We start from the raw sequence: 20,396 nt of genomic DNA, 5'->3' as shown, positions 1-20,396 counted from the left end.
AATGCCATTAAAATCTAATTGTACATCAGATCAGGATTGAACAATTAAACTTTAGTACGTTTTATCACCTTATCTCTTCATCCGTGATAATTACCCATACAATCAAACAATTTTTCGTAACATAAGTTAACGTAGAACAAAACTATCCTCTCTCAAGACATAAGTTAAAAAAAGTAAGCAACAGAAAAAAGTTAAAAATAATTAAACCTTTTACGAGGTAAACCGAATCTAAATAGGTGGGTGATTCGTATTTGTGATGATGATTAAATTTTTCTCATGGTATATGGATAACTCCTTCACATTGAAATAGAAAAATCACAACGTAACTATTTTGAACATATATAGAAAAAGATGTTAAAAAATTCTCGAATTTATCCTGCCACTATTGTTATTTTGAGTTTTATTACCCTCTCTGTAATTTTTGCAATGACATGGTTAGCAGGAAACCAAGCTGTGAATAATGTTTTTGAGGGTATTGCGATGATTCAAAATAATCCTCCTCGGTGGTTACAAGTACCTGATTTTGAGTCCTATTATTACTTATATATTCCTGCAATTTTATCTATTATCTTTTGTATTTTAGTTAATAAATTATTCCCTAGGCAAAATAAATTGACTCGTTTGATAACTATTACTATTTTTAGTTTTTTAATGGTGCGTTATATTTTGTGGCGTAGTTTAGCTAGTCTAAATTTTAGTGATAAGACTACAGGACTGTTTAGTATAGTTTTATTAGGCATTGAATTATTTTTTATTTTTAGTCCTCTATTACAAAATCTACTCATGTTGGGGCTAAAGTTTAGAAACAGAGAGGCTGATAGATTAAGTCAAACGGTTATTGATGGAAGTTATCAGCCGACAGTAGATGTTTTTATTCCTACTTATAATGAACCCTACGATATTATCAAAAAAACCATTGTTGCTTGTCAAGGAATAAACTATCAAAGAAAAAAAGTATATTTATTAGATGATGGAGAGAGAAAAGAAATTGCTCAATTAGCTTACGAATTAGGATGTAATTATATTACTCGTCCTGATAATTTTTATGCTAAGGCTGGTAATTTAAATAATGCTTTAAAACATACCGATGGAGAATTGATTACGGTGTTTGATGCTGATTTTATTCCTCAGCAAAATTTTTTAACTCGCACGGTAGGCTTTTTTCAAAAACAAAAATTAGCCCTACTACAAACCTATCAGAGTTTTTATTCTCCCGATCCTGTTACTCGTAATTTAGGTTTAGAAAAGAATTTCCCTCCTGATGTAGAAATTTTTTCCCGTCATTATCAAGTAATTAGGGATAGTTGGCAGAGTGCTTTATGTTATGGTAGTTCTTTTTTAGTGAGACGATCGCACTTATTAGAGATTGGGGGTTTTTGTCAAAATTCTCTCAGTGAAGACTATCACACGGGGGTTAAGTTATCGGCGCAGGGGTATGAGGTGGCATATCTCAATGAGAGTTTGAGTGCAGGATTATCGGCGGAAAACATTTTTGGGCATATTAGACAAAGGCAGAGATGGGCTAGAGGCACAATTCAATCTTTGTTTATTGCTGAAAATCCTTTAACTATCAAGGGGTTAAGTTTTTGGCAGAGGTTAGCCCATTTTGAGGGTATTATTCAATGGTTTACTAGCCCTTTACGGATTGCAATTTTCTTTTTGCCTTTGGCTTATACCGCTGGTATTTTGCCCATTGAGGCTAGTTTGCAAGAAATTGTTTATTTTGTAGTGCCTTATTATTGTGTGCAGGTTGGCACTTTTGCATGGTTAAATTTTCGTAGTCGTTCGGCGATGATTTCGGAGGTTTATAATATTGTTACTACTTTTCCTGTGGCTTGGGAGGTAATCCAAACTTTGATTACTCCTTTTGGTTCTATATTTAAGGTTACACCAAAGGGAACTAAGTGCGATCGCTATTATTTTAATTGGAATTTAGCTTCTCCTTTATGTTTCGTTTTGGCAGTTAATGTGGTTAATTTAATTAGCATTATCGGCTTGATTCAAACAGATTCTTTGGGGGAATTAAATTCTGTGGGGGGAATAAGTTTAATTCTTTTTTGGAATATTTACAATTTGATGATTATTTCCCTTTCTCTCTGGGCAATGTTGGATATACCAAAGCCCAATAATTATGAATGGTTTAACATTTTTGAAGAAATTAGGGTTGTAATTGATGAGCATATTTATCAAGGTATAATTACTCAAATTTCCGATGTAGGGGCGCTCGTGGAGTTGGACTATTCTTCTCTCAAAAGTATTAATCATGAGTTTAAAGTATTAGTTAGTCAAAATCAGTTACCTGTCAAGTCTGAAAACGTAGAAATAATTGGTCAAAATTTATATCTTAAGGGTGAAGTATTAGAAGTTATTGAAGGAATAAATAATAATAAGTTAAATATAGTTTTTGATACCACAAATATTGAGCGTTATTGTCAATTAATTACTAAAATATATTGTCTTGATAATAACCCATGGACAAGTTTAAATACTGCTTCTGAATGGAAGACTATTTATCTATTATTTCGCTCTTTAATTACCACTCCTTGGCGTTGGATAAATTATAATATTTATCAAAGACAAATGTTGTTGGGTAATATATCCTATGAGTTAGAAGGGAGTGAAGAAAAGAAAACTAAAACAGTATTAACTTCAACCTCGGATGATTAATTTATGTTGTTGTTACATATTATATTTTAAATTAATTCAAAAAATATTGTTGTTAATAACTGTAGTTTAAACTAAGAAAACATTCAAAGAGAATAAGTAAGCTAACAAAGATTAGCTCAAAAACGTTATAACCTCACCTTTGACTAACATTTCATAGGTATCATGACGAAAACTTTCTGGTCTGCTATATTAGTTGATACACAGGAGATTTTATTTTTGCTTATTTATATTTTCTCTCTATTTTCCTTTTATGTGTTTCCCTTTCTTATTCCTCTCTACATTTAGTCTAAACTACAGTTAGTTATTCGGACATATAATAGAAAAATGTCGTCTGTAAAACTAACAATGGATTTAAATCTACTATTTAACCTCTCGAATCTTTTTGTCTTACCCTTTTGGATATTAATGATTGCCCTGCCCAAATGGTCAATTACCCAAAAGATAATGAAATCTTACCTGATATTTATTCCCCTGATTTTGCTCTATATCTACCTATTTGTGACTAGCCTAGACGCAGAATCAGCCCAAACCTTATCCAATCCTCAATTACCAGAATTAGCCCAAGTATTTAGTAATCCTATCGTAACCTTTGCTGCGTGGACTCATTTCCTTGTCCTCGACTTATTCCTCGGCAGACATATTTATTGGCAAGGGCAAGAGAAAAATATTTGGACTATTCACTCTCTAATATTATGCTTATTTGCAGGACCTATGGGCTTTTTATCTCATATAATTACTGATGCCATTCAATCTAATTTCAAAAAAACAGAAATTATTATCGATAACTCCTAAGTCCAACAATCCCCATCATTTTTATTTAGGTGGGGCTTCATTATAAGAAAACAATAATTGTGGGCTATGACTGTAATCATCCACAAAATATTTTGATGGACTCAGTCTGTAACATCAAAACTAAAATTGTTTATTATCAAAACTTATGTTATCTTTGAATCAAAATCTTAAAAATTGCAAATGTTAAATGGTTAATAATACCTCCTTAAAACATATACTATCCCTTGAATTAAGCACAGGGAAAAAGACATTTTTATTAGAAAAAAATATCCATTCCTTGGGTAGAAGTTCTAGTAATTCTATTATTATTAACCACCGAGTAACCTCTCGTCATCATGGCAGTATTATTAAAGTTATTTATCAAGATGAAAAAGAGGATAAATTTGATATAGCTTTTTGGATTTTAGATGGTGATTTTAAGGGTAATAAAAGTAGAAATGGACTATTTGTTAATACAAAAAAGGTTGACATATACAAATTATCCCCTGGAGATATTATCATTTTAGGGGGCATAGAGATAAAAGGGAAATATGATATTCTAAACATCGATTCTAAGGAATTTTTAAGTGTCATTCATAAAGAAAATCCCCAAAATGTAACCTCTTTCATCACCACTGAAAAAGAGATTTTCCATAGTGACATGTTAACTGAAAACTCGGAAGATAGTGATTATCAAGAACTAAAGCATATCGAAACAGAAAATAACTATTGTACCGATAGCATTGCTGAATTAATTGAAGGAATTATATTTATTGATATTCATACCTCCAAAATAATAGACTGTAATCAATCTTTTATTAAAATGCTTGATTACGAAAAAAAAGAAGACATTATCAAACTTAGTCTTGAAAATATTTTTACCATTGACAAAGAGATTTTAGAAGATGATATTAAACTATTAATCAGTGATAAATATGAAAGTGTTTTAAGACACTCTGCGATTAAGCAAAAAGAGAATGAGTTTTTACCTGTTCAAGTAAAAGTAAGGGCTGTTTCTCAAGGAGAAAGAAATTTGATTTGTATATCTATTTTAGACATAGCAGAAGAAAGAAAACTAGAAGAATTATTACGTTATCGAAGCTATCATGATTTAATTACTAATCTTCCTAATTATAAACTGTTTAAAGAACATTTATTTTCTGTCTTAGCGAACTATCATAGTAACGAAGAAGGTAATATTGCCTTAGTATTAGTAAAAATCAATGAATGGAAAGAAATTGGTTACAACTACAACTATGAAGTAGCAGAACTAATTTTAAAGAAAGTATCTAAAAAATTCAAAAAACTAATCTCCGCTCAAGATATACTATACCATTGGCGTGATGATGAATTTGCTTTTCTTTTAGCTCAAAATACTGTGGAATATTTGGACAAAATTAAATATGAAATATTACAAATTGCCCAACAACCATTTTTAGTACAAGAGGAAGAAATACAAATAAGTTTTAGCATAGGCAACGCATCTTATCCCGCAGATGGTAATTATGACGAAATTTTACTACAAAATGCCGATCGCACTTTAGTTGAAAACTATTACGAATATATAAAAAACAAATAAATTATTAATAAATAATAGTAGTTTTAAATACTTATAAATTTTGCTAAAATCTTATATACTGTTAATATGTTAGGGTAATTAATCTTTATAAAGAGAATAATGACTAACATTAAAAATTTACATTTATCTTTAGAGCATAACTTATTAAAAGAAAAACTAATTAACACTCCTAATAGCTTGATTATTCAAGACTTAGATGGGGTGTGTATGGGCTTAGTAAAAGATCCATTAAATAGAATTATAAAATGGGATTATGTGCAGTCAGTAAAGAAAATGAAGGATCATTTTTTTGTACTTACTAACGGCGAACATATTGGGAAAAGGGGAGTAAATAACATTGTTGAAAAATCAGCTTCTTCTGCTCAAGAAGTCAAAGAAAAAGGCTATTATTTACCTGGTTTGGCAGGGGGAGGAGTGCAATGGCAAGACTGTTTTGGTAATGTAGAACACCCTGGGATAAGTGATAAAGAACTAAACTTTTTAGCTAGTGTTCCTCACATTGTTAGGGAAAAATTAACTGATTTTTGCATAAAAGAATGTAACTTTCTAAGCCCAAAAGAAATCAATAATATCATTGATGCAGTAATTCTTGATAACTTTGTTTCTCCCACAGTTAATATTAATACCTTTTATGAAAAATTAAGCTCCCATAGTGATATTTATATAAAATTACAAGATCAAGTCAAACTATTAATGGATGAATTACTAAATCAAGCAGAAAAAGATGGTTTAGAAAATTCCTTTTTTGTCCATTATGCCCCTAATTTAGGGAGAGATGATGATGGTTTGGAAATATTACGTCCTGCCACGGAAACTGATTCGGGTACTACGGATTTTCAATTTATGGTGAGAGGGGGAATTAAGGAAGCAGGGGTTTTATTTTTACTTAATTATTACTATTATTTACACACAGGAGAATATCCTTTAGGAGAAGATTTTAATGTGAGAAAAGCTCCCCATACTCAGGAAGAATTATTAAGTTTAGTAGTGAATAATTTTGACCCCAAAAAGATGCCTTTTATCGTAGGTGTAGGTGATACTGTTAATAGTACGGTGATGGAACAAAATGGCAAAACAATCGTCCGTAGGGGAGGAAGCGATCGCAACTTCTTACAATTAATTCAAAATATTGGTGATAAATTTAATATAGATAATGCTGTGGTTTATATCGATAGTTCGGGAGGAGAAATCAAAAATAGAAAACCTATAAAACTAGGTAAAGATGGTGAAAAAACTATTGTTTTAGAAGGGCCAGGGGATATTTTAGATAAAGAAGAACCTTTAAAATTAAATATGGTTTTTCCCCAAGGACATCAACAATATTGTAAGTTTTTTTGTGAAGTTGCGAACAGTCGTAAAACTGATTAATTCTTTATTGATCCACAAGTTTGGATAAGGATGCACAAGTTTGGGCAAGAATCCACAATTCTGGGCAAGGGGCTTAAGCCCCTTGTTATAGGTTTATTTAAATATCTTTATTGAAAATATATGAAAAAAAAGAAGTTTTTTTGGCTCAACTTAATTATTATTTCCTTCATTTGTTCACTTTTATTAAACGGTTTTAATTTCAGTTTTAATAAAGGAATCGGACAACCAGTTTTTGCTCAAAATAATTCCCAAGGATTTGTACAGCAAGGAACTAAAACTATTATCAACCAACGAGAGATAAATTTGCCGTGGATAGAATGGCGAGAAGGAAATCAAACCTATATTGGTATTAGTGATATTGCCTTACAAAATACCCTAGGAGTAGAATTATTAAATAGTAACAATCCCAATGAGCAACCTATTCAATGGTTTAATTCCTATCATAATTTACCCGCTCGTTTTGTAAATCCTTATCGTTATTTAGATACAAGAAAACTATTAGAAAATACTGATATTGTAATAGAAAGACAGGAAGATACTTTAATTATTAATACCCCCAATAGTCGAGTAAATCGAGTATATGATATTAATCAAAGTCAACAAAAAAGGGTGGTAATTGAGTTAGAAAGACCTACTTTTTTCCGTGTCAGTCAGGCAAGGGATGAAGGGGTAATTATCATTGAAGGGCAACCAACTTTTGGGGTTTCGGGAGAAAGTGATGATAGCTCCATTAATCCTTATAATAATACCGGTGCGTTAGAGGATGAGGGGGATAGAGTCAGGGGGGCACAAAATCCTGTTTCCGGTGCTTTATTTCGGGTGGAAACGAATAATAATGCCACCCTTGTGCATATCAATATTCCTGCGGGGCATAATCTGAAGGTGAATTCTTCGGCGCCGAATATACTTTTTGCGGAATTAAGCCCTACTGCGAAGGTACAAAAAAATATTTCTTGGTCTAATGATCTTAGTTGGCAGGATACATACGTAAGATTGAGTAATGGGGAGACTTTCTTTGTGTCTATGTTAAAAGCTAATTTACAAAGGTCAGAGCTTAGTTTACGTCCCATCGTCACCAATAATAGTACCATGATTGGCACAGCCCCCCTAAGAACTATGGCACAAGGGCAAGGGGCGATCGCCGCTATTAACGGGGGCTTTTTTAACCGTAATAATCAATTACCTCTGGGGGCTATTAGAAACAACCAAAATTGGCAAAGTGCGCCCATTCTCAATCGGGGAGTATTGGCTTGGAATGATGCAGGAAATTTTCAAATCAGTCGTCTTCGTCTCCAGGAAACCATTATAAATAGTACGGGCGATCGCCTTGTGTCCGACTATATAAACAGTGGCTATGTGCAAACAGGGGTATCCCGTTATACCCGTAGTTGGGGCAACAGCTACACTAGCCTGAGTAACAATGAGACTATTATAGTGGTAGAGGGCGATCGTATCAGGGACAAAGTAAACATCGCCCAAGCAGGGGCAAATCCCATTACCATCCCCGCCAATGGCTATTTAATCGTAGTGCGCAACTCCCCCCAACTTGTCAGCAACTTTAATCAAGGGCAACAACTACAAATTACCAGCAGCACAACCCCCCCCACCATGGCAAATTTCCCCCATATGCTAGGGGCAGGGCCCGTCTTAATAAATAACCGTCAAATCGTCCTTAACGGCGAAGCAGAGGGCTTTACAAACGCCTTTAATCAACAGAGGGCATCCCGTAGCGGAGTAGCCATTGATAACCAAGGCAACATTATGTTTGTGGCAGCCCATCAAAGAATCGGTGGCCCGGGGCCTAGCTTACAAGAATTTGCTCAAATTCTGCTCCAGTTAGGGGCAAAAGACGCCCTCAACCTTGATGGTGGTAGTTCTACCCAAATTTATCTGGGAGGAGAAATAATTGATCGTTCTCCTGTTACCGCCGCTCGAGTACACAATGGATTAGGTTTGTTTTACCGTCCTCGAAATTAGGGTGGGGAATGGTTTTTGAGTGTTAGTTAACTTTTTGGACTCGATTAATTATCATCGATTCTCAAGCAGTGAAAAATACTTGTAATGCGGGGGTAGAGAGTAGAGGATTCTGTGGTTATAAACTCACTAATGGTATAAAAAGACATTTAGCAGTAGACAGTCTTGGCTTTCCCTTTTTCACTTATTGTACAAAGGCAAGTATTTCCGATGATCGAGGATTAATCATGATGTTGAGCGAGAACATAGATTATTTTCGCGCCAAATCCATGAATGTTCATAAAATTACAATCCTCGTGGATTCGTGTTATCATCCTGATTTTATCATGAGGGAATTAAAAAAAGTTTATCCACAAATGGGAAAGAAAATTCGTATCGAAAAATCAAGCAAAATCTCTTCTGAACAAAAAAAAAATCAGAAGGAAAAAAAGGATTTGTGGTAGTCAAAGCAAGATGGATCATTGAAAGATAATGGTGCTTGGATGGAAAGATGTAAAAATTTGGTCAAAAACTTTGAAAGAACCTTATTCAACTCCACCCAAAAAGTCAACTTATGTTTTATTCGATTACTTTTAAAAAGACTCACTGCTTCCTGAGATACCAAATGGGTTCTTTAAGGTAAATCAAGAGTTTAATATTCTTTTTAGCTACTTTTCAGACCACAGAGCTAATAAATAAGAAGATAGACAATAATTCGTGTAGGATTATGATGTAGTTACTTAATCTTCACCATAGCACCCCACTTCGGTTATTAATGAGTCAAATTATAGTTATTAAAATAGGTACTTCTAGCTTAACAGTTCCCGACACAGGAAGCCTTGCCCTATCCACCATTGCCACCCTCGTAGAAACTCTGACAAATTTAAGACAACAAGGATATCAAGTTATTTTGGTGTCATCTGGGGCGGTGGGAGTTGGTTGTGCTAGGTTAGGCATTAGCAAACGTCCTCAAAATTTGAACCAAAAACAAGCTATTGCAGCGGTAGGGCAAGGGCGCCTAATCCGTATCTATGATGATTTATTTAACAATTTAGGACAACCCATCGCCCAAATTCTTCTTACTCGCCACGACTTGAAGGAAAGAAGTAGTTATGTAAATGCAAATAACACCTTTCAGGCTTTGTTAGATTTAGGAGTTATTCCCGTTGTAAATGAAAATGATACCGTGGCAACCGATGAGTTAAAGTTTGGGGATAATGACACCCTCTCGGCTTTGGTGGCTAGTTTGGTGGGCGCTGATTGGTTGTTTTTGTTGACCGATGTTGATAAACTATATTCTGCTGACCCTCGTTTAGTACCTTCTGCTACTCCCATTGATTTGGTCGCTAGTGATGAGTTATCTAATTTAGATATTAGTGTGGGGGGTAGTGGTACAAGTTGGGGTACAGGGGGGATGATGACAAAAATCACCGCAGCGCGTATTGCTACGCGGGCAGGGGTAACCACCGTAATTACCAATGGTAAACATCCTACTAATATCATTGATATTTTAGCAGGAAGGGCGATCGGTACTCGTTTTGAACCGCAACCAAGGCCAGAAAATGCCCGTAAGCGTTGGATTGCCAATGGTTTACTCTCCACAGGTAAAATATATCTTGATGATGGGGCGCTTAAGGCTATTTGTGAGCAAGGAAAATCATTGTTGTCGGCGGGAATTGTCAGGGTGGAGGGAGATTTTAATAGTACTGATGCAGTAGATTTATATTCTTTGAATGATTTAAAAATAGCACGGGGTATTGTTAATTATACTAGCCACGAGTTGCAGTTAATTAAAGGGAAAAAATCTCAGAATATTAACAAAATTCTTGGTTACGAGGGGGCAGAAACGGTCATTCACAGAGATAATTTAGTGATTATTAGTTAGTTATTTTTGATAATTGGTTTTGAGAAGAAGTTGCCCTAAATTGTGATTTATGAAAAAGATTTTATTGATTAGTAATGGTCATGGAGAAGATTTAAATGGTAGTTTAATTGCGGAAGCAATAAAAAATATTGAGCCTAGTTTGACGGTGGATGCTTTTCCTGTGGTGGGTCAGGGAAAAAGCTATATTAATAAAGGTTTTAAAGTGGTAGCACCTACCTTAACTATGCCTTCGGGAGGAATGTTCTATCTTAATATTTTAAATTTTATTAAAGATTTATGGGCAGGATTATTAGGTCTTACTTTTCGTCAAATAGTAACATTATTTAAGATTAAGAATCAGTATGATATTTTTGTTGGCATAGGTGATATTTTACCTTTATTATTTTGTTTTTTATTAAGAAAACAATTTTATATTTTCTTAGTGGCATATACGAGTTATTATAGTGACAAAGGTAAGTTGGGTTTACCTTTATTTAGTCGTTTTTTGTTAAATTCTTCTTTGTGTTTAGGGGTATTTACTAAGGATAATTTCACGGCGAAGGATTTTAAAAAACAAGGTATTAAAAGAGTTAGTTGCCATGGCTACCCCATCATGGACGCTCTAAAATATGATTCTGATAGGTTAAGTTTTGACTATCTAGGTAATCCTTTAGACGATAGTTACAATGCTTTTATGGTGGCTCTTTTACCAGGTAGTAGAGTTCCTGAAGCGGTTAATAATCTTGAGTTACAAATTCAAGTTTGTGAAAGGTTGGTTTATTTATCTTCCGAATCATGGCGTTTTTGCGGGGCTTTAGTTAATGATATTCTTCACAATGATGTGGCAGTGATTGCTAAGAATTTGGGTTGGAGCTTTTATTTTTCTAATGAGTTGAAAAAGGTAGAAAAAAATGATTATATTTCTCTGCGAAAAAAGCCAGAAAAGTTAATTTTAACAAAGAAGATTAAGGATAAAAATATAGTAATTGAGTTATTTTATAATACTTTTGCCGAGATTTTAATAAAAAGTGATGTGGTATTAGGAATGGCTGGAACGGCTGTAGAGCAAGGGGTTGGCTTGGGAAAGCCTGTGGTACAAATTGTTGGGGCAGGGCCTCAATTTACCTATCGTTTTGCGGAGGCTCAAATGCGTTATTTAGGCCCCAATGTGCGCACGGTGACTGAGTTTCAAGATTTGGATTTGATGTTTAGTCAGGGGGCAAGGGAAATAATGGAAATTGTTGAGGATGAGCAGTATTTGATTGATTGTCGGGAAAATGGTTTGGAAAGAATTGGCTCGGCGGGGGCTTCGAGGGCGATCGCCCACACCATCATCAACTATAATCAGGGTTAGGGCTGTAACTCGTGGAGAATAGTAAAGGAAACATGGTTAATAGCCAACTGCCCAATGGAAGTCTTTTCCTTGCTTACAGGTAAACCTTCACTGATGAGAGTCTCAAAGGGCATATCCTTCGCCATTTCCACGTGATACCATGATAAACCCATAAAAAATCTGGTGGGATAAGGGCCCCCATCATCCAAATCATCGGGGTTTGACTCCATGGGCAACCAACCGATATTGGGCAAATAAAACTCCATCCACACATGGTTAAAATCGGGTACGAGGGGAATATTAAAATGTAGTACCTTCATAGGACATTTATAACGCCCTACCGTACGAGAAGCGATGCCATTAAGACGGGCAAGGGCAAGGAGTAAGCCTAAATACTCACCGCAGGAGCCTACCCCCCGTTTTAAGACAATATCAGGGGTATCAATATGAGGTTTTATACCATAGGAAAGGCGATCGTAAACGTAATTACGGATACTATACATTTTTCTGAGGGGATTAGTTTCGCTACCCCTAGCCTCCTCCGATGCCCTCAAAATAATCTCCGTATTCATGGACAAATCATCATCATCAATCAAATACTTTGTTTCAAATTCAGGGGTGAGGGGGGGTAAACTTTCGCAATCCTTGGGGGTAATTTGATGTTTGATACTCCAAACTTCTAACACCGCACGCCAACCAAAAACATAACGCTCATTAGAATTAAACTCAGGAAACTTGAATAAAGCTACCCTTTGCCCATCATAATCCTCCTCCGTGTAGGGTAATCCTACCGCTTCAATGCTTTGTATTTTTTGACGGGGGCTTTCTGTGGGTAAAGCAATGCGCCACTCCAAATCCTTTAACTTGATTTCATCCAAAGGAGAAACTTCCTCCAGATAACTCATTTCAATGAGAAACCCATTAGAAAGGGTACACTTATTTTCTGGGTCATATTTAAAATATAAAGGATGAATAAAAGTGCGATCGCGATATAATAGTTCGTGATTAGGTTCAGCGTTTGGATTATCTCTGATATAAGGTTCTTGATCAGTATAAGCGATATATAAAACCTTTTCCCCCGTTTCTTTATCCTCATAAAAACTCAGCCCACTAGGATACTCAAACGGAGTCAGAATCGTGTATTTAGTCTTTCCCGTCGCCCTATCAAGACAATAAACCGTCTGCTCAAGATTATCACACAACCATATTTCCTCATCATAGATAGTAATATTTTCATCACCGATGCCAGGAGCATAAAACCTAGTAATCTCCGTACCATCATCCTTACTATAAACCCCGATAGTGCCAGTTTTTTGGCAGGTGATATAAATAGTTTTTTCCTGTAGGGCAATGCCATTACAAGGATAAGAAAGACTAAAAAAATATTTAGGGGCAGAAATAATCTTTAACTCCCCCTCCTCCCATTCAATGAGAGTATAATAAACACTGCTTTGAGTCACAAACCATATTTCTGTATCGGTAATACATAAGCCTCTTGCCCCAATAAAATCTCGCCAGTAATTACTATTGATAATTTTAGAAACACTGGTTTCTGGATTGATATGTAATAGATAACCATTGCGAGAATCGATCGCATATAGACTATCATTTTTAAAAGCCATACCATCAAGAGAAGTAGCAACGAGAGGTCTGATGGTGGGGTAAAATTTTTGACCAGAGTTAGAATTAGAGATCATGTTTGCCGATAAATACCTTAGGGTTTGTTTTACAGATTAACTGCCTTTTTGATGTAGCCTTTCAAACTATCTACACAAGTTAGTACATCATATATCAACTACCCCATGAGAGTAACAAAATAGTTCATCCACAATTTGCTTATCATGAACAATTAATCAAAAAAAAATCAAACTTACCCATCTCCACAGGCAACCCCAACCATTTACCCAGAGAGTCTCAAACTCCTGTATAATTTATCACTGTTGACTTGCACAGAAGTAGAAGGAAAAAATGGGCGTCGAATTACGTAGTTATGTATATTTAGATCGATTACAACCCCAACACGCTGCGTATATTGGCACAGTAGCCCTCGGATTTTTACCCCTACCAGGAGACGCTTCTTTGTGGATTGAAATATCCCCCGGCATCGAAATTAACCGCATTACTGATGTTGCCCTCAAGTCAGCTGTCGTGCGCCCCGGAGTTCAATTTGTAGAAAGATTATATGGTTTATTAGAAATCCATGCCACCAATCAAGGGGAAACCAAAGCCGCTGGTAGAGCAATTTTAGATGCTTTGGGGGTAAAAAGGGAAGACTCTCTTAAACCTAAAGTTGTCTCTAGTCAAATTATTCGTAATATTGATCCTTATCAGGCACAAATTATTAACCGTAACCGTAGGGGGCAAATGCTTTTGGCGGGAGAAACCCTATATGTATTAGAAGTGCAACCAGCGGCTTATGCAGCCCTTGCGGCCAACGAAGCAGAAAAAGCGGCCTTAATTAATATTTTAAATGTCCAAGCAGTGGGTAGTTTTGGCAGACTCTATCTAGGGGGGGCAGAAAGAGATATAAAAGCAGGCGCTGCGGCTGCCCTTACTGCCATTGAGTCTATTGGGGGTAGAGGAAGTTTGAAGGGCATCGAAGAATAATAGATAGGTTATTGTGTTTAAGTAGGTTGGCGAAATTAATTATAGCTCTTATTTTATTAAGACTCTTATGAACAAGGGGTTTAAACCCCTTGCCTAAATCGATTTAATTATGCCCACTTACTTAAAGAGTACAAAAATATTGACCCTAAATAAACTGTCAAGTAATTTTTAACTATTAATTATCCACCATCAATTATTACTTTTAGTATGAGTAAAGAAGTTAACTGGAAACTTTTAAAAAGAGACATAGATAAATGGAATCAATTAAGACAATTAAACCCAGAAAATAATCAAAAAATTGATCTTTCAGGAGTAAACCTGAGTAACATGAATCTGGAGAAAGTAAACTTAAGCAATTGTAATTTAAGTAATGCCAATCTTATTGGTAGTAGTCTTCGTTTTGCCGATTTGAGAGGAACAGTTTTAAGTCAATGTAATCTAATTGGAGTTAATTTAAGACTAGCTAATTTAAGAGAATCTTATATAATCCAAGCAAATTTAAATAGAGCCAATTTAAGTGAGGCAAATATGATTGGTTGTACTCTAAATGAGTCGAATCTAAGCTATGCAAATCTTTATGAAACCGAACTTATGGGGGCTTATCTTTATAAAACAAATCTTAGTCATGCTCAATTGATTAATACCCATTTAACTAAGGCTTATTTAGTCAGTGCTAATTTAGACAATGCAACCCTAAATAATGCTGATTTAAGATGGGCAAATTTATCTCAGGTGGATTTGTCAAAAACTGTGATGGTTTAACGTCAAAATAGAGGCAAGGGGTTTAAACCCCTTGTTAAAAGATATTTAAGATAAAATTGTAATTATTTTCTAACTTCTTCTAAAATTGCTTGTAATTCCTCATTAGCTAATCTAGGGCCAAAACTGGTGACTAATTTGGCGGAGGCGAGGGAAGCGAGTTTGCCTGCCGTTTGCCAGTCCAAGCCATTGGTGATGCCATAGAGAATACACCCTGCATACATATCCCCCGCGCCTACGGTATCTACAGCGGTGACGGGATTGGCAGGAATTTCCATGAGTTTTTCTCCGTCAAATATTAATGAGCCTTTTTTGCCGAGGGTAATGGCGAAGGTTTTGGCGATGGTTTTGAAGTAATCAACGGCTACGGTTAAATCTTCAGTATTAGCCATTTTAAACGCTTCATCTTGGTTGGCGAAAAGTAAATCAACTCCTTCCCCGATAACTTTGTCAACCCCTTCACGGAAAAAATTAACCATGTTGGCATCGGAGATAGAAAAGGCTACTTTTACCCCTGCTTCTTGGGCTATTTTTTTTGCTTCTATGGCGCTTTGTAATGCGGTGGGGGATGATACTAAATATCCTTCGATGTAGAGATATTGGGAATCTTTGATGGCTTCTTTGTTTAATTCATTCTGGCTTAAATCCCCTGTAATGCCCAAAAATGTGTTCATGGTGCGATCGGCATCGGGGGTTACTAATACAAGACATTTCCCTGTAATGCCTTCTGGGCGGTTATCTTGACGAAGGTTGGTATCTAAACCACAATCTAGTAAGTCTTGGAGATAGAATGCACCGCTATCGTCATGGGCTACTTTGCAAGAGTAGAAACCTTTTGCCCCTAGTTGACTGATGGCAACTAAGGTATTAGCCGCCGAACCTCCACAGGCTTGTTTACAAGGGGGTGGTAGTTGTTCTATTATGTGTTTTTGTTGGGTTTCGTCCATTAAGGTCATAACACCTTTATCGATTTTTAGTTGGCTGAGTAATTCTGGGGTGACTTCAAACTCCATGTCCACCAGAGCGTTACCCATGCCATATACGTTATACTTTTTGGTCATTGTTAATTTTTGTTGCAATATTCCTTGATCATCTTATACGGGCGATGTTTCGTCAACTGGATATGGAATTTTCTTGGTGGTGAGAGTAAAATCATGAAATTGCCGATCGCCCTTATGATGTATATAGAATAGTAGATCTAATTTAATGTTAATTTCCATTCGTATTGATAATTTTGCCTTAGTTGATCATTTAGATTTAGAGTTAGGACAAGGATTAAGTGTTTTGACGGGGGAAACTGGTGCAGGAAAATCGATTATTTTAGATGCCATTGATGTGGTGTTGGGGGGCAAGGCAAGTAATCGCATGATTCGCAATGGGGAAACAAAAGCCATAGTAGAAGCGACTTTTCACAGCAATTCTAATTTAGAAGCATGGTTGGATGAGCAAGAGTTAGATTCTTTCCATGATGGCACGGTGATATGTAGTCGGGATTTGACGTTTAAAAAAGGTAATTTTCGCTCCCGTAGCCGAGTCAATGGAGTAATAGTTAATAAACAGGTTATCACAGCTTTGCGCGATCGCCTCTTAGAAATTACGGTGCAAGGGGAAACGGGGGAATTATTTGCCACAGCCACCCAAAGAGATTTATTAGATGCCTATGGGGGTAAAAAGCTATTATCTCAAAGAAAACTGGTAACAGAAGCCTTTGTGGAGATGGATAACGCCCATCAAGCCCTCATCGCCCGTCGTCAATCGGAACAACAACGACTGCAAAGGTTAGACTTACTAAAGCATCAGATTAAGGAGTTGAATAGTATTCACCTACGGGATGCCGATGAGTTGGAACAATTGGAAATAGAGAGCGATCGCCTTACCCACGTGGTAGAATTACAACAGTTAAGTTACCAAGCCTATAACCTTTTATATCAGAGTGAAACTGAAGAAAATGCCACCGCTGATATTCTGGGCAAAGCCGAAGCCGTATTAATTGATATGGCTAACTACGATAAAGAGTTAACCAGTATTTTGGAAATGGTACAAGGGGCGCTCAATCAAATCGTGGAAGCTGGACATCAAATCCATAGCTATGGTTCTTCGTTAGAAGGAGATCCCGATAGATTGGAGGAGGTAGAGGAAAGAATTAGGACTCTTAAGCGTATTTGTCGCAAATATGGCCCTAGTTTGGGAGAAGTGATTAAATATCACCAAGGATTAAAAGAAGAATTAGTACAACTAGAAAGCAATGAGCGCTCCATTGAGGAGTTAGAGGCAGAATATGAGCAAATCAACACCAAAACCCTCGATTTGTGCCAAAAATTAACCGCATTGCGCACCGCAGCAGCTTCTAAACTAGAAAAACAACTCACCTCAGAGTTAAAACCTTTGGGCATGGAAAAAGTACAATTCGAGTGTCGTTTAACCCCCACCAAACCCACCATAACAGGCTGTGATCAAATAGAATATTATTTTAGCCCCAACCCAGGGGAAGATTTACAACCCCTAGCCATGACTGCATCAGGAGGGGAAATGAGTCGTTTTCTTTTGGCTCTCAAGTCTTGTTTTTCGGGTACTCAAGTTGATCCCAAAACCCTTATTTTCGATGAAATTGATGCAGGGGTATCAGGAAAAGTAGCACAGGCGATCGCCCATAAACTACATAAATTAAGCCTACAACATCAAGTAATCTGTGTCACCCATCAACCCCTCGTCGCTGCCATGGCAGACAATCATTTTAGGGTATCAAAACACCTCACCAAAGGGGATAAAGATGTCAAAGATATTCGCACTATCGTTAAAATTACCCCCCTTCACGAACAAAATGCCCGTCGTGATGAATTAGCCGAACTTACAGGAGGACATTCTGCCACCGAAGCCCTCGCCTTCGCTGATTCTTTATTAGAAAAAGCTAGTAAGGAAAAAAAGACTATTAATATTTAGGGTGCGCTGAAAAATCAACTAAAATTCCCCTAACATTCTAACTTCAGGATGAAGCAAAATTGACCAGCTATTTTGAACTTGCTCTTGGACATGGCTAATTAAATTATAAATATCCCCTGCCGTGGCATTTCCTGCATTAAGAATAAAATTAGCATGGCGATGGGCCACTTGCGCCCCTCCAATTTGGTAGCCTTTTAAGCCAATTTGTTCAATTAACCATCCCGCCGCTTGGGGTTGAGGATTACGAAAAACACTACCACAACTGGGCTTGTCGTAGGGTTGAGTTTGTTTACGGTGCTTAAAATTGTTACCTGTGATTTCCATGACACTTTCTCTGGTGGAAGTAGCACTTAATTTGAGGGTGGCACTCAAAACAAGGGCAGACTCTTTTTGTAGTCTGGAGGTGCGATAGGAATATTGTAATTCTTTGCCTGATAATTCTTTGATAGTACCATCAGAGTAAGCAACGATCGCCTTTACCAAAACATCAGCTATACAGCCCTTATGCGCCCCGGCATTCATAACCACAGCGCCCCCAAGGGTGCCTGGAATACCCACCGCCCACTCTAGTCCTTCCCAGCCTTTTTTGGCTACTTGCCAAGCTAGTTTGGGCAGAGAATAACCAGCCCCTACGGTAATGGTTTGGTTGGTTTCATCCACGGTGTATTGATTGAGGTGACGGGTGTTGAGGACTAATCCTTCTATACCACCATCACAAATGAGTAAATTTGAACCTTTACCAAGGCAGGTAAAAGGAATTTGCTGTTTGTCAACCCAATGAAACACTTCTTGAATGTCTTGCCATACCTTGGGTTCGGCATACCATTGAGCTTTTCCCCCCACTCGATAGGATGTATAGGGGGCAAGGTGAACTTTTTGATGAATCACACAGTCTGTATGAGGGAGGGTGATGGGATTGGTAAGGGAGTCGGAGATGGGTTGATTAAGTGCGATCGCCATTTTACACAACAATTATTAAGCTAAATTACAAAAAAGGAGAAGATAAAAGCCCCATAAGGGCAAGGGAAGAGTTAGGCCACCAATAATGATTCTTCCTCAACGGGTAAGAGTTGAGGTATTACTTGGTTAAGGTTTCCTGCCCCTAGGAATAGGGTTAAATCTTGGGGTTGAAGAAAATCTGTCAGAAAATCTTTCAAAGAGGACAATTCGGGATGATACAACACCTTATTATGGTATTTTTCCATGGTTTGTGCCAGTGTCTGTCCAGTAATGCCTGTTTCATTTTTCTCTCCCGCACTGTAAACATCTGTCAAGATGACTACATCTGCAGACTTAAAACATTGGGCAAACTCATCTAAAAATGTCTCGGTGCGACTATACCGATGGGGCTGAAAAATAGCCACCACACGACTGGCATCATATTGAGGTAGTCGGGTACGCGCCGCCTCAAGGGTACAACGGATTTCGCTAGGGTGGTGGGCATAGTCATCGATGAGGGTAGCCCCCTGAAATTTCCCCCTATATTCAAAGCGTCTTTTTGCCCCGTCAAAACTGGATAGGGCTTCGGCAATGGTAGCAAAATCAACTCCTAGTTTACGTCCAATGGCGATCGCACTTAGGGCATTACTAATATTGTGATTTCCCGATAATAACAAAGATACATCCCCTAATAATTCCCCATTTTCCCATACTTGAGCCTGAGAACCTTCGGGCTTATGAACAATATTAGTGGCGATATAATTTGCGCCAGAGTCTGGGTTAATACTATAAGTAATGTCAGCTTCAATATTCTCCTTCACCACAGGACAATCAATACAAGCGATGGTAATATCTGACTGAGAACTAAATTGATTAAAAATATCTACTAACTGACTTAAATCTTTGTAATGATCAGGATGATCCAATTCAATATTAGTAATAATACCCATGGCGGGAGAATGTTTCACCAAAGAGCCATCAGACTCATCAGCTTCCGCCACCAATAAATCACTATCCCCTAACCTGGCATTACCTCCCCAAGCACTTACTTCACCGCCCACAATGACCGTAGGATCTAATTTACACTTGAGTAACATATAACCAATCATACTGCTGGTGGTAGTTTTTCCATGGGTTCCAGCCACCGCAATGCTCTGATAATCTTTGATGAGGGCGGCTAATAAATCAGAGCGATGAAACACAGGATAACCTTTTTCTATTACCCCTTGATATTCTGAATTATTCTCATTTATTGCAGTAGAACATACTACCTGAAGATTTTTGTGTACTTTTGCTCCATGAAGATGATACAGTTTATCTAAGTTACTGGCTTCTTGGGTGAAGAAAACCTTTGCTCCCATGGACTGTAAACGCTCAGTAATATGAGTAGATTTGAGATCTGAGCCTGAAATCGGAATACCTCTTTTTGCCAACACATGGGCGAGGGCAGACATACCGATACCACCAACGCCGATAAAATGAAATGGTTTGCCGTTTAGATCTATGGTATTCACTTTTTCGCTCTCCTCAACACTACACTAGTTGATATTAATAATTTTGCTTATAATGATATACTGATTTATGTAAATCTTCTCAATATTTTTATCGGTATCATT

15 protein-coding genes are annotated in these 20,396 nt (G+C 36.9%); 11 read left to right on the top strand and 4 right to left on the bottom strand.

Features of this window, described 5'->3' with window-relative positions:
- The first annotated feature begins 351 nt into the window (after positions 1 to 351).
- The 8 genes from A5482_RS02295 (at position 352) to A5482_RS02260 (ending at position 11,556) form a co-directional block, all read left to right on the top strand.
- Positions 352 to 2,667, top strand: a complete 2,316-nt coding sequence (locus A5482_RS02295; protein WP_069789619.1) for a glycosyltransferase family 2 protein — start codon at positions 352 to 354, stop codon at positions 2,665 to 2,667.
- Between the two features lie 345 nt (positions 2,668 to 3,012).
- Positions 3,013 to 3,459, top strand: coding sequence for an ABA4-like family protein (locus tag A5482_RS02290; protein ID WP_069789618.1), 447 nt, complete (start codon positions 3,013 to 3,015; stop codon positions 3,457 to 3,459).
- A gap of 187 nt (positions 3,460 to 3,646) precedes the next feature.
- Positions 3,647 to 5,017 (top strand): diguanylate cyclase domain-containing protein, encoded by a 1,371-nt coding sequence (locus tag A5482_RS02285; protein ID WP_069789617.1) that lies wholly within the window; start codon positions 3,647 to 3,649, stop codon positions 5,015 to 5,017.
- A 99-nt stretch (positions 5,018 to 5,116) separates the two neighbouring features.
- Positions 5,117 to 6,385: a glucosylglycerol 3-phosphatase gene (gene stpA / locus A5482_RS02280; RefSeq protein ID WP_069789616.1), complete on the top strand. Its 1,269-nt coding sequence runs from the start codon at positions 5,117 to 5,119 to the stop codon at positions 6,383 to 6,385.
- A 120-nt stretch (positions 6,386 to 6,505) separates the two neighbouring features.
- A complete protein-coding gene (locus A5482_RS02275; protein WP_242411883.1) occupies positions 6,506 to 8,362 on the top strand; it encodes a phosphodiester glycosidase family protein in 1,857 nt (618 codons plus the stop codon).
- Positions 8,363 to 8,409: 47 nt separating this feature from the next.
- Positions 8,410 to 8,802: a transposase gene (locus A5482_RS02270; RefSeq protein WP_446684834.1), complete on the top strand. Its 393-nt coding sequence runs from the start codon at positions 8,410 to 8,412 to the stop codon at positions 8,800 to 8,802.
- 311 nt (positions 8,803 to 9,113) lie between these two features.
- Entirely contained in the window at positions 9,114 to 10,223 is a 1,110-nt protein-coding gene (proB, locus tag A5482_RS02265) for a glutamate 5-kinase (protein WP_069789615.1), read from the top strand.
- Positions 10,224 to 10,272: 49 nt separating this feature from the next.
- Entirely contained in the window at positions 10,273 to 11,556 is a 1,284-nt protein-coding gene (locus A5482_RS02260) for a lipid-A-disaccharide synthase-related protein (protein WP_069789614.1), read from the top strand.
- Here A5482_RS02260 and A5482_RS02255 read toward each other — a convergent pair.
- Complete coding sequence (locus A5482_RS02255; RefSeq protein WP_446684797.1) at positions 11,553 to 13,232, bottom strand: transglutaminase domain-containing protein; 1,680 nt, start codon at positions 13,230 to 13,232, stop codon at positions 11,553 to 11,555. The two genes, A5482_RS02260 and A5482_RS02255, sit on opposite strands and share 4 nt — an antisense overlap.
- Before the next feature lie 271 nt (positions 13,233 to 13,503).
- Here A5482_RS02255 and A5482_RS02250 point away from each other — a divergent pair, with 271 nt between their 5' ends.
- Both A5482_RS02250 and A5482_RS02245 read left to right on the top strand, forming a co-directional pair.
- Positions 13,504 to 14,142: a hypothetical protein gene (locus A5482_RS02250; protein WP_446684796.1), complete on the top strand. Its 639-nt coding sequence runs from the start codon at positions 13,504 to 13,506 to the stop codon at positions 14,140 to 14,142.
- 207 nt (positions 14,143 to 14,349) lie between these two features.
- A complete protein-coding gene (locus A5482_RS02245) occupies positions 14,350 to 14,904 on the top strand; it encodes a pentapeptide repeat-containing protein (RefSeq protein WP_069789613.1) in 555 nt (184 codons plus the stop codon).
- 62 nt (positions 14,905 to 14,966) lie between these two features.
- Here the strand turns inward: A5482_RS02245 and A5482_RS02240 are convergent, their stop codons facing one another.
- On the bottom strand, positions 14,967 to 15,962 hold the full coding sequence (locus tag A5482_RS02240; RefSeq protein ID WP_069789612.1) for an adenosine kinase: 996 nt from the start codon (positions 15,960 to 15,962) through the stop codon (positions 14,967 to 14,969).
- Positions 15,963 to 16,107: 145 nt separating this feature from the next.
- On the opposite strand from A5482_RS02240, the gene recN reads away from it, so the two are divergent.
- A complete protein-coding gene (gene recN, locus A5482_RS02235; RefSeq protein WP_069789611.1) occupies positions 16,108 to 17,841 on the top strand; it encodes a DNA repair protein RecN in 1,734 nt (577 codons plus the stop codon).
- A gap of 18 nt (positions 17,842 to 17,859) precedes the next feature.
- On the opposite strand, the gene murB is transcribed toward recN, so the two are convergent.
- Both murB and murC read right to left on the bottom strand, forming a co-directional pair.
- Positions 17,860 to 18,801 carry a UDP-N-acetylmuramate dehydrogenase gene (gene murB, locus A5482_RS02230; protein WP_069789610.1) on the bottom strand — a complete coding sequence of 314 codons (942 nt, stop codon included), beginning with the start codon at positions 18,799 to 18,801 and terminating at the stop codon, positions 17,860 to 17,862.
- A gap of 71 nt (positions 18,802 to 18,872) precedes the next feature.
- Positions 18,873 to 20,294 (bottom strand): UDP-N-acetylmuramate--L-alanine ligase, encoded by a 1,422-nt coding sequence (gene murC / locus A5482_RS02225; RefSeq protein WP_071891671.1) that lies wholly within the window; start codon positions 20,292 to 20,294, stop codon positions 18,873 to 18,875.
- Positions 20,295 to 20,396: the final 102 nt, after the last annotated feature.

Origin of the sequence: Cyanobacterium sp. IPPAS B-1200 (assembly GCF_001747005.2) — a bacterium.
Classification (GTDB): domain Bacteria; phylum Cyanobacteriota; class Cyanobacteriia; order Cyanobacteriales; family Cyanobacteriaceae; genus Cyanobacterium.
Note: the sequence above shows the minus strand (reverse complement) of the source record. Positions and strands in the feature narration are given on the sequence as shown.

Bases quoted from the DNA above. Each gene is read 5' to 3' on its own strand.
- A5482_RS02260 (WP_069789614.1), top strand. From the start codon at position 10,273: ATGAAAAAGATTTTATTGATTAGTAATGGTCATGGAGAAGATTTAAAT.
- A5482_RS02240 (WP_069789612.1), bottom strand. From the start codon at position 15,962: ATGACCAAAAAGTATAACGTATATGGCATGGGTAACGCTCTGGTGGAC.
- A5482_RS02255 (WP_446684797.1), bottom strand. From the start codon at position 13,232: ATGATCTCTAATTCTAACTCTGGTCAAAAATTTTACCCCACCATCAGA.
- A5482_RS02295 (WP_069789619.1), top strand. From the start codon at position 352: ATGTTAAAAAATTCTCGAATTTATCCTGCCACTATTGTTATTTTGAGT.
- murB (WP_069789610.1), bottom strand. From the start codon at position 18,801: ATGGCGATCGCACTTAATCAACCCATCTCCGACTCCCTTACCAATCCC.
- A5482_RS02285 (WP_069789617.1), top strand. From the start codon at position 3,647: ATGGTTAATAATACCTCCTTAAAACATATACTATCCCTTGAATTAAGC.
- A5482_RS02290 (WP_069789618.1), top strand. From the start codon at position 3,013: ATGGATTTAAATCTACTATTTAACCTCTCGAATCTTTTTGTCTTACCC.
- A5482_RS02275 (WP_242411883.1), top strand. From the start codon at position 6,506: ATGAAAAAAAAGAAGTTTTTTTGGCTCAACTTAATTATTATTTCCTTC.
- stpA (WP_069789616.1), top strand. From the start codon at position 5,117: ATGACTAACATTAAAAATTTACATTTATCTTTAGAGCATAACTTATTA.
- A5482_RS02250 (WP_446684796.1), top strand. From the start codon at position 13,504: ATGGGCGTCGAATTACGTAGTTATGTATATTTAGATCGATTACAACCC.
- proB (WP_069789615.1), top strand. From the start codon at position 9,114: ATGAGTCAAATTATAGTTATTAAAATAGGTACTTCTAGCTTAACAGTT.
- recN (WP_069789611.1), top strand. From the start codon at position 16,108: ATGTTAATTTCCATTCGTATTGATAATTTTGCCTTAGTTGATCATTTA.
- A5482_RS02245 (WP_069789613.1), top strand. From the start codon at position 14,350: ATGAGTAAAGAAGTTAACTGGAAACTTTTAAAAAGAGACATAGATAAA.